Annotated in this window: 13 protein-coding genes; all 13 read right to left on the bottom strand. The window is 44.1% G+C overall.

What is annotated here, in order from left to right; genetic code table 11:
* On the bottom strand, positions 1 to 308 hold a 308-nt coding region (locus DXZ20_RS04790), incomplete at its 3' end, for an RHS repeat-associated core domain-containing protein (RefSeq protein WP_163703396.1).
* Positions 309 to 1,039: 731 nt separating this feature from the next.
* Complete coding sequence (locus DXZ20_RS04785) at positions 1,040 to 1,432, bottom strand: hypothetical protein (protein ID WP_163696774.1); 393 nt, start codon at positions 1,430 to 1,432, stop codon at positions 1,040 to 1,042.
* Positions 1,433 to 1,576: 144 nt separating this feature from the next.
* Positions 1,577 to 1,819, bottom strand: a complete 243-nt coding sequence (locus DXZ20_RS04780; protein ID WP_250565619.1) for a hypothetical protein — start codon at positions 1,817 to 1,819, stop codon at positions 1,577 to 1,579.
* A 32-nt stretch (positions 1,820 to 1,851) separates the two neighbouring features.
* The gene (locus tag DXZ20_RS04775) at positions 1,852 to 2,148 is read right to left on the bottom strand and encodes a hypothetical protein (protein ID WP_163696770.1); all 297 of its coding nucleotides are present in this window, start codon (positions 2,146 to 2,148) and stop codon (positions 1,852 to 1,854) included.
* A gap of 481 nt (positions 2,149 to 2,629) precedes the next feature.
* Positions 2,630 to 3,037, bottom strand: a complete 408-nt coding sequence (locus tag DXZ20_RS04770) for a hypothetical protein (protein WP_163696768.1) — start codon at positions 3,035 to 3,037, stop codon at positions 2,630 to 2,632.
* Entirely contained in the window at positions 3,034 to 3,930 is an 897-nt protein-coding gene (locus DXZ20_RS38425) for an RHS repeat-associated core domain-containing protein (RefSeq protein ID WP_431732069.1), read from the bottom strand. Before DXZ20_RS38425 ends, DXZ20_RS04770 begins: the two co-directional genes overlap by 4 nt.
* A gap of 73 nt (positions 3,931 to 4,003) precedes the next feature.
* Complete coding sequence (locus tag DXZ20_RS04760; RefSeq protein WP_163696766.1) at positions 4,004 to 4,336, bottom strand: DUF6572 domain-containing protein; 333 nt, start codon at positions 4,334 to 4,336, stop codon at positions 4,004 to 4,006.
* Positions 4,337 to 4,361: 25 nt separating this feature from the next.
* Positions 4,362 to 4,988: a hypothetical protein gene (locus tag DXZ20_RS04755; protein WP_163696765.1), complete on the bottom strand. Its 627-nt coding sequence runs from the start codon at positions 4,986 to 4,988 to the stop codon at positions 4,362 to 4,364.
* 451 nt (positions 4,989 to 5,439) lie between these two features.
* Complete coding sequence (locus DXZ20_RS37225) at positions 5,440 to 5,580, bottom strand: hypothetical protein (protein ID WP_250565618.1); 141 nt, start codon at positions 5,578 to 5,580, stop codon at positions 5,440 to 5,442.
* Positions 5,581 to 5,805: 225 nt separating this feature from the next.
* Positions 5,806 to 6,273 (bottom strand): DUF6392 family protein, encoded by a 468-nt coding sequence (locus DXZ20_RS04750; protein ID WP_163696763.1) that lies wholly within the window; start codon positions 6,271 to 6,273, stop codon positions 5,806 to 5,808.
* A 9-nt stretch (positions 6,274 to 6,282) separates the two neighbouring features.
* Entirely contained in the window at positions 6,283 to 6,432 is a 150-nt protein-coding gene (locus DXZ20_RS38680; RefSeq protein WP_431732097.1) for a DUF494 family protein, read from the bottom strand.
* A 182-nt stretch (positions 6,433 to 6,614) separates the two neighbouring features.
* Positions 6,615 to 7,427 carry an RHS repeat domain-containing protein gene (locus DXZ20_RS04740; RefSeq protein WP_348918541.1) on the bottom strand — a complete coding sequence of 271 codons (813 nt, stop codon included), beginning with the start codon at positions 7,425 to 7,427 and terminating at the stop codon, positions 6,615 to 6,617.
* A gap of 236 nt (positions 7,428 to 7,663) precedes the next feature.
* Positions 7,664 to 7,867, bottom strand: coding sequence for a hypothetical protein (locus DXZ20_RS04735; protein WP_163696761.1), 204 nt, complete (start codon positions 7,865 to 7,867; stop codon positions 7,664 to 7,666).
* Between the last annotated feature and the right edge of the window lie 241 nt (positions 7,868 to 8,108).

Raw genomic sequence — 8,108 nt, 5'->3', positions numbered from 1 at the left:
CCGCCGGTGACAGTTTCCAGACACCGCTGAGCAAAGTCTTCAAGGGCCTCGCGGGTCTCTTCTGATTGCAGTTGGTTATTGAGATTGAGTGCCCCTAGCGCGAGTACAGCGCCTGCGGCTTTAATGGCTTTGACGCCGCCTACGGCTGCTAGAGTAACAAGGGCAGCTTCCCCGCTGGGGTCGGTGTAGTTGGTGGGACTATTGAAGACATAACGATAAAGGTTGGCATCGCCCGCGTTAAAGCTCAGCGGGTCTTCCGAGATAAAGCGTCCCACCACCGGGTCGTAGTAGCGCGCCCGATAGTACATCAACCCTGCCGCGTCATCCCGTTCTCATCTGGTATAGCCAAAGCGGAAGTCGAAATCAGGATCGTCTCGCTGGTGACCTGACTAAAGGTTTCATAGGCGAGTACCGTATAGTGATGCTTATCTGTGACACCTTAATCTAATTTTCTTTCTGATCTTAGGTATACCGAAATGAATATGATGAGATCGCACCCAAGCATCCAACCAATTAATATTTAGCTCGCATTCCAAATCTTATTCAGCCGTAACCCTACTTAAAAATGGACACCCTGGCAGGAAAATCTCTACCAGGGTGTTCTTCGATATCGGGAGCAGCTAGCCAAATTCTCTTGTCAACCAGCAGGAGAAGCTCGATGCATTACAACTTAAATAGTTGAGAATCAAACGGGGCTGAAGCTTATACAAGTGTTGATGAACAATACCTACTAGGGCTAGAAGAGAGTATTGCTTATGGGATGGAGAGGGTTGAAAGTGGTGCGATGATATCGCACCCTACCTGACTTGTTTGAGCAAGCAGTCGCCTCTCCAGACTTCAGTTAGATGAGTGTCAGCTTGTCTTAGTGTCAGGAACGCTGGGCATTTGCCAACTCTGACATCACTCTTTTGGCATCCTGAGGGCAATAGCGTCGGGTTACGACAAAGATAGAGGAAGTTATCGATGCAAGGTGGAAATGCTTGATAGATGATTTAGAGACTTGCAAGAGTGTTGGCAGGCTGTGCCCACCCTACGCTTGTTAAGAGTGGAGATAGACATCATTATATGCATTTTTGAAACCTCTGATTTTTTCTAAAGCATGAGATGATGTCACTTTGATGTAAGCTAGGTCAACACCTAAACTTTTGATTTTTGTTATTTCTTGAGAAGAGTTGAATTTCTCTATTGATTCGAAGATTTTCTTGAATATAAGGTAGTATCTATCCTCGATTTTTCCATGACTGATTTGAGTGTGTAGTACGTTATTTGGGGTGGTAGCACTTTCAAGAAATGTAAAAGTTGATGGGACAGTAACGACCCAAGGTGACATACCATCCAGGCGTTGAGTATCTAGAATTTGCGACTCATTCGGCCTCGGACCACCTCCGTATCTTTCATGTGCAGAAATTCCTAACATTAAAACTGCATCCAAAGTCGGGAAGTATTGGCTAAATGTCGAATTTGAATTGACGACAGAAATTTTTGAGAGTCGACTAAAAGCATCTGTCCATATCCTATAAGTTTCTTGATCCTTATTAAGGATTATGATGTGTAAACACACGTCTCTTCTCCTACCTTATGGAATACGTAACTCATCATGAATCATGGATGGATCAAGGCGTGGCAATGAATAGTTAAGAATGACATAGGTTGGACTGCCTCTATCCACACCATTATCTACAAATATTCCAGGGCCTGCCAGAAATTCTGTTTGAAGTCCAGTTTCAACAATTATAAGGAGTCCTCCATTCCAAAAACTGCTATTCACCTCTTGGTGAGGATAGTCTATTGCACCTTCAGCGCCCTCGCTCACCGCCACTAGCCGCTGGCGATGGTCCCACTCATAGGTGGTTACCGTGCCATCGCTACTGCGAGTATGACAATGAGGGCGATCTCATTGTCATACTTGTAATTGAATACCCCATCGGTGGTGAGCTGATTATTGGTCCCCGTCTGATACCCCGCATTGGTGCGGTTGCCGTTGGCATCATAGGTATAAGCTTCATTGTCCTGGGCCGTATAGTCCGCCCCGGTTAACTGGTCGCGGTCATCATAGGTGTAGGTGGCCGTCCCGTCTCGCGAGATGAAGGTGGTAAGGCGATTGGCGGCGTCATAGCTGAGCAAGTAGGGGTAGGAACATTGATGCAAAAGTTTATCAGAGTCATTTATGGGGTCCTCAAATCTGGAAAACCCTTTGACCCTGATCAACTTTTGCCAACTACTTGACAATTAGGGGACAGAACAGTAGCTACCTGGCTAACTTACTAGATGGCAGCGCATAGCCTCTTGCTTATCTCCATCAAAGTCTTGCCGGAGGTGAATATGAAATCCATCCGAGTACTCACCAAGAGCCATCTTTACAAAGATCTTTGCTAGAGCCATGTAAGCCTGTTTATTAGCATATAAAAATGGCATGCCATTTTCAATTACGACCTTTAACTCTTCATCTACCTCTTCGTCATAATCAAATTGGATTCTGTTCTACAAAGACAGATCTTCAAATTCAAACTCGATTTTTTTCATTAAACTTCTCTAAATCATGTCTACTTTCACAAAAAGGGGACGGCCCTCCTATTTTCAAGATTTTTCACTTCTCACCGAATAGTTCTATCAAGGCTTCTTGATAGTTTTACAGAATAGTCGCCCACCATATATCGCTAGCTGACAACTCATCAGAATTTAGCCCTCCTGTATCAGATCTTCCCTGAGACCACTGATTAAAAATAGCAGTCTCAAGAGCAAACTCTGAAGTATCATGATCTGAGAATAGAATAACAACTAAACCATCAAGAGAGTCCTGAATACTTTGATATTCATATTGAATAAAGAGCAAAGGGAAATCTCTATTGACATAAGCCAAAACGTTTCCTTCTATGAGGATAATTCCCCATTTCTCTCCCGCGTATTCATCCCAATTTTTTCGTGATCCTGGAATCAGAGTTTCAAGAGTAGTCAGACACTTCATGAACTCCTTTCTATCCCAATAACTAGCTTTTGAGAATGCCCATTGAATTTGGCTCGTAATATCTCGAATCATTGTGGACTACCTGGCGAACCATGAACAAATCCATTTCTATTTCTGTATACATTTATTGTATCGGTAAGCTCTCCTGTTCTTCCATGTACACCTACAGGCCCATTGCTAACTGGTACAGTTGCTTTAGGACCATTCCACAGCCCATGCTGATCCGCATAAGCAGCAGCATCTAAAACTGCCCTATCTGCATCAACGCCTGATAGAAACTGGCTCTTCCCATCAGCAAAAGAACCAGTTGTGTGTGGCGTCATTCCAGATTGATCAAGTGTATAAGTACCATTAGTGAGTTGGCCATGCCAATTCCTTGTAATTTGTGGGGGTACAAAATTATCGCCAGTATTGCCAATATCAAAGAAAGGTACTCCGAGGTCGTCGTTCGTGTTAGGGAAGGGTGGAACAAAGTCATCAATCTCTGGCTGTGGCCCTTCCCCAAAGCCCCCAGGGTACAGATCTTCCGGATTGACGGGTGGCGTCTGTAAGATTTCACCCCAATCGACTTGTGGCAGAGGAAGATTGTCCCAGATGGGGCGGTTGGGGTCGAAGTCGGGGTTGTAGCCGCCGGTGACAGTTTCCAGACACCGCTGAGCAAAGTCTTCAAGGGCCTCGCGGGTCTCTTCTGATTGCAGTTGGTTATTGAGATTGACTGCCCCTAGCGCGATTGCAGCGCCGCCTACGGCTTTAATGACTTTGACACTGCCTACGGCTTTAATGGCTTTGACGCCGTCTACGGCTGCTAGAGTAACAAGGGCAACTTCCCCGCTGGGGTCGGTGTAGTTGGTGGGACTATTGAAGACATAACGATAAAAATTCGCATCACCCGCATCAAAGCCCAGCGGGTCTTCTGAGATAAAGCGTCCCACCGTCGGGTCGTAGTAGCGCGCCCGGTAGTACATCAATCCCGTCGCGTCATCACGCTCTCTGCCGCTTGGGCTACACTGTACCGGCTCTTATGGCTTTGCAGATACCTTATTCACGCACCAAAGCCATTTTGAACTCAAAGTCATAACCGACCTCATCCAAAAAAATCTTTAATTTTTCCATAAACTCTCGACCCTCTTTAGGCAGGCTGTATTGTGCAAGTACTTGTATTACAGGGCGAAAGCTACTTGCCTCAGGATAGGACTCATATATCTGGCCACTTTCAATAAATCCCAAATATGCATTAACTTTATCTTGCAAGATTAGGAGATGAGATTTTACATCGTTCCAATCTAAGTCATCAATGATTGCCAACTCGATCCTTCCTATCTCTTTATTGACACCTATTAAGTCTACCTCGTCCAAGTTTTGAATAGACACTATAAACTCCCAGAATACAGATTCATCAGCAACTAAGAAGATTGACGATACAATCAAACGAACTTAAGTAAAAACCTTTATCCTGATTTAACATTCTCTCACGATATATCTGAACCAACTTTTCGTAGTTATGTCGGTTACAAAGCTTTGCAGCAATTATACCTCGTGAGCATCGTGCAAAATCCATTATCTGATGAATACACTCTCCAGAAGGATCGTTATTGAGTTCTGAGTCTACCTGAGACAAGGTTGCATAACTCTCATAGTATTTCAGCGCATCTTCCCAAAAATCATGAACAATCTGAATAGCTATATCTTGAACATTATCTTCTGATTTCAATATGTATTGATAAGAGGTTTCAGTCTTTTTCCATCGCCAAATTTCAGAAACGAGTGTAAGTGTATATTTCTTGTACTTTTCATCAAAGCCAGCGCATTGATGAAAAATGTCTTCTATATTATTGAACCTGACTCCAGTTGTTGGAGTAATCCTGATATTCCCTTGATCCTTATAAGATACTATCCAAAAAACAAAAGAAACATTTTGGTTTTGCTTTCTTATGAACCAATTCCGTGTCTTAACAAGATTAAAACCAGCTTTCCCTAGTTCCGGTTTCATCTTTTCAAAAAGTAGCGTTTTAATTTTGCCCATTTGAGTCGACCACTTGAAATAACTGGAATATTTATTTTATGAGATATTCCAGTTATTTCAAAGTTTGAAAGAGTTCCCTCTAACATCCCATCCCATTCATTTGCTTGAATTTTCTTTAAGGGCGTATAATTTGAACTGTCGTAGGAGGGATTTGGGTGCCACCAGGAAAACCAGGTTTACCTTACCCAACTACTCCCCCCCTCAGACTTTGCTATTTCAGGAAAAGCTTTCTTCTGATTTCTGGTTAGAGGTGCCGTTTGGGAGCTTTTAGCTTCTCCGAGAGTAATATTCCCGGTCTTTGTATCGCGGCCAATGAGATCAACCCTTGTTCTAGTTCCACTCGGGGCTTTAATTGTAACTTGCGTTTGAACTCCTACATTTGTTTTCTGGAACTTTTGTTTTGCTAGCGTTTCGAAAGCATTTCCTTGAGCTTTATTCTTGTTTAGTTGATTTAACTTGCTTTGCTTGTTCGCACTACTTGCACCTCCACTACCTGGAGTACCTTGAGATCGTAGTGGGGCCGCAGGATTAAGGTCATCGACTGCCCCAGTTGGAAGTCTGCCTCGACGGGACAATGCCGGAATAAGTTCATCCCCGGAGCCCACCAAGGCTGCCGATGTCATCACCAATAATGAGCCAACCTAAAAGTTCCTCTCCCTAACTTGGAAGAGGGATTTTGGGAGAGGACTGAAAGGGGCAGGGGTGGTTAGGCCTACAATGCGTTGGCAGAATCAATGATTTCGCCGTTGCTGGAGAGGGTGATGGAATCCTCCTGGAAATGATGCGTTAGTCACGCACCTTACCTGGCTCTTTTTCTCTATTTACCCATTTTTGCTAGAGTGCAGTATCCAACTGTCAGAAGTAAAATCTTACTTAGGTCACTCGCATACTGAATATGTAGAGATGCATTTGAGAAATAATATTTATCCCAGGGTAGGCTTTGCCCTAGAAATGGAATTTTCTCTCCACCACCACTTTGTTCTGGACTACCCATCAATTCATATATAGTGCTTTGAGACATATGAAAAGATAAATTGGCCGGGAGTTTTGCCTTGTATTCATTATATTCTCCGAAGTCTTTAGAATAAAGCTGTATGCTCTTAACTCTTAGAGTGGGGGATAATACAAGAGATATTCCACTATCAGGAGATTCTAGATAGGAAACTCCTTCTATTTCTTCAATAGAATCAGAAGAGAATAGGAATTGAAAAATAGTGGTTAAGACTAACTCACTATGATTCATTCCTAATAGTTGAACTATTTCTCCGTTAAGAATCTTATTCATGGCTTCTAACTAATAAAGACCATCTTGTCTATTAAGATTATCTAAGTCATTAAATGCATTATCAATGTTTTGTTGATCAAAACCTGCATTAATTAATGCTTGGCGAAGTGCCTGCTGATCTTTTAAAGCTTTAACAGCTAGATTATTTGCATCACCAATAATTTGTCCTCTTGTACTTCTTCCACCCTATGTTCTTGAGGACTTTCCGTGAATAGCAGTAGGAATCATAATTGTGTTTGTTTTATTTCTAAGAGCTCTTACTTCTTTTGGTGTCAGAGAACGTCCTAATGTGCGTTCTATATTTTCCCTAATAGCACCAAAAGAAGGGATATGGTCTGGTGTTAAACCATCTTTAGCGCTTCGGCCAGATAAATCTCCATATTGGCCAACATCCAATGGATTAACCGGATTATTTGCACTATTAGACTCAAAAAACGGTTTTTCAAGCTCTGGATTAGGAGATCTTGGATCAGCATCAAAGTCATTAACTTCCGGATGCAGCCCTTCACCAAAGCCACCAGGGTACAGATCTTCGAGATTGACAGGTGGCGTCTGTAAGGTTTCACCCCAATCGACTTGTGGCAGAGGCAGATTGTCCCAGATGGGTCGGTTGGGGTCGAAGTCGGGGTTGTAGCGCCGGTGAGAGTTTCCAGACACCGCTGAGCAAAATCTTCAAGGGCCTCGCGGGTCTCTTCTGATTGCAGTTGGTTATTGAGAAGGACACCTCCTGCCCCTAGCGCGAGTACAGCGCCTGCGGCTTTAATGGCTTTGACGCCGCCTACGAATATTAGAGGAGCAAAAGCGGCTTCCCCGCTGGGGTCGGTGTAGTTAGTCGGACCATTAAAAACATAGCGATAAAGGTTGGCATCGCCTGCGTCAAAGCCCAGCGAGTCTTCCGAGAGGAACCGTCCCACCGCCGGGTCGTAATAGTGCGCCCGATAGTACATCAACCCCGCCGCATCATCCCGCTCCCTGCCGGTGTAGCCAAAGCGAAAGTCGAAGTTGGGATTCGTTTCGCTTGTCACCTGGCCAAAGCTGTCATAAACGATGCGATTGAGGATGTTGCCACTGTTGGCGATCACATCGCGGACACTGTCCTGATGGTCCGTGAGCGTCCAGCGAGTTTCACCCACTGCTGTTTCTTCCGCTAGCACCTGATCAACCTGCGGCCCATGGAGATAGCGATGAGTCTGATTACCCTCCCCATCAAAGACCAGAGCAATGTGGTCACCGTTATAGACAAAATTCTCTTCTGTGGGCGCGTCAACCCCGTCTCCATCGACCGCTGATTTTATTCATGACGAGCGATATTCAGCGCAGTCATTTTCAGAGATGAGAGCCCAGTTTGAGCAGGAAGCTACCAGAGCAAAGCTGGATGGGCACTATCAGTTCATTGATGCCCCTGACCAATATGGTGAAGTGGTTGATGTGTTTGATGGGCCTGCTGTGTATGCGGAACACGGTAATGGCTACCCTCCCCATTCGCATCGACTACCTTAGCAATCCGCTGGCCATAGGCATTATAGGTACACACTGCTTCCTCAAGAACAGTGCTATCACTGAGCATCGCCACTACTGTTTTCAGAACTTTCATAATGGTCTATCCACTCTAAGAGATCATCGAGAATAACTCTTAATGCGTTTTTTTTCATACCAATGTGAAATGTCAATTACATAGGCGACAAAAAAAGGAAGGAATTAAGGGGAGCATTCTGCCCCTTTCTCATGAGGTTAAAAAAGTATTTTTTCAAGTCATCAGAGATCACGAGTCTCCATGATTTATCCCAGGAGATCGTGCCAGCGAGTCGATGACAATTATCGAAACGGTCGCATCA

It is taken from the genome of Adonisia turfae CCMR0081, assembly GCF_011009555.1.
Classification (GTDB): Bacteria; Cyanobacteriota; Cyanobacteriia; order Phormidesmidales; family Phormidesmidaceae; genus Leptothoe; species Leptothoe turfae.
This window is presented reverse-complemented; position numbering and strand designations above follow the sequence as displayed.

Excerpts from the sequence above, each read along its gene's own strand:
- DXZ20_RS04750 (WP_163696763.1), bottom strand. The coding sequence starts at position 6,273 with ATGAATAAGATTCTTAACGGAGAAATAGTTCAACTATTAGGAATGAAT.
- DXZ20_RS37225 (WP_250565618.1), bottom strand. The coding sequence starts at position 5,580 with ATGAACTTATTCCGGCATTGTCCCGTCGAGGCAGACTTCCAACTGGGG.
- DXZ20_RS38425 (WP_431732069.1), bottom strand. The coding sequence starts at position 3,930 with ATGTACTACCGGGCGCGCTACTACGACCCGACGGTGGGACGCTTTATC.
- DXZ20_RS04755 (WP_163696765.1), bottom strand. The coding sequence starts at position 4,988 with ATGGGCAAAATTAAAACGCTACTTTTTGAAAAGATGAAACCGGAACTA.
- DXZ20_RS04770 (WP_163696768.1), bottom strand. The coding sequence starts at position 3,037 with ATGATTCGAGATATTACGAGCCAAATTCAATGGGCATTCTCAAAAGCT.
- DXZ20_RS04735 (WP_163696761.1), bottom strand. The coding sequence starts at position 7,867 with ATGAAAGTTCTGAAAACAGTAGTGGCGATGCTCAGTGATAGCACTGTT.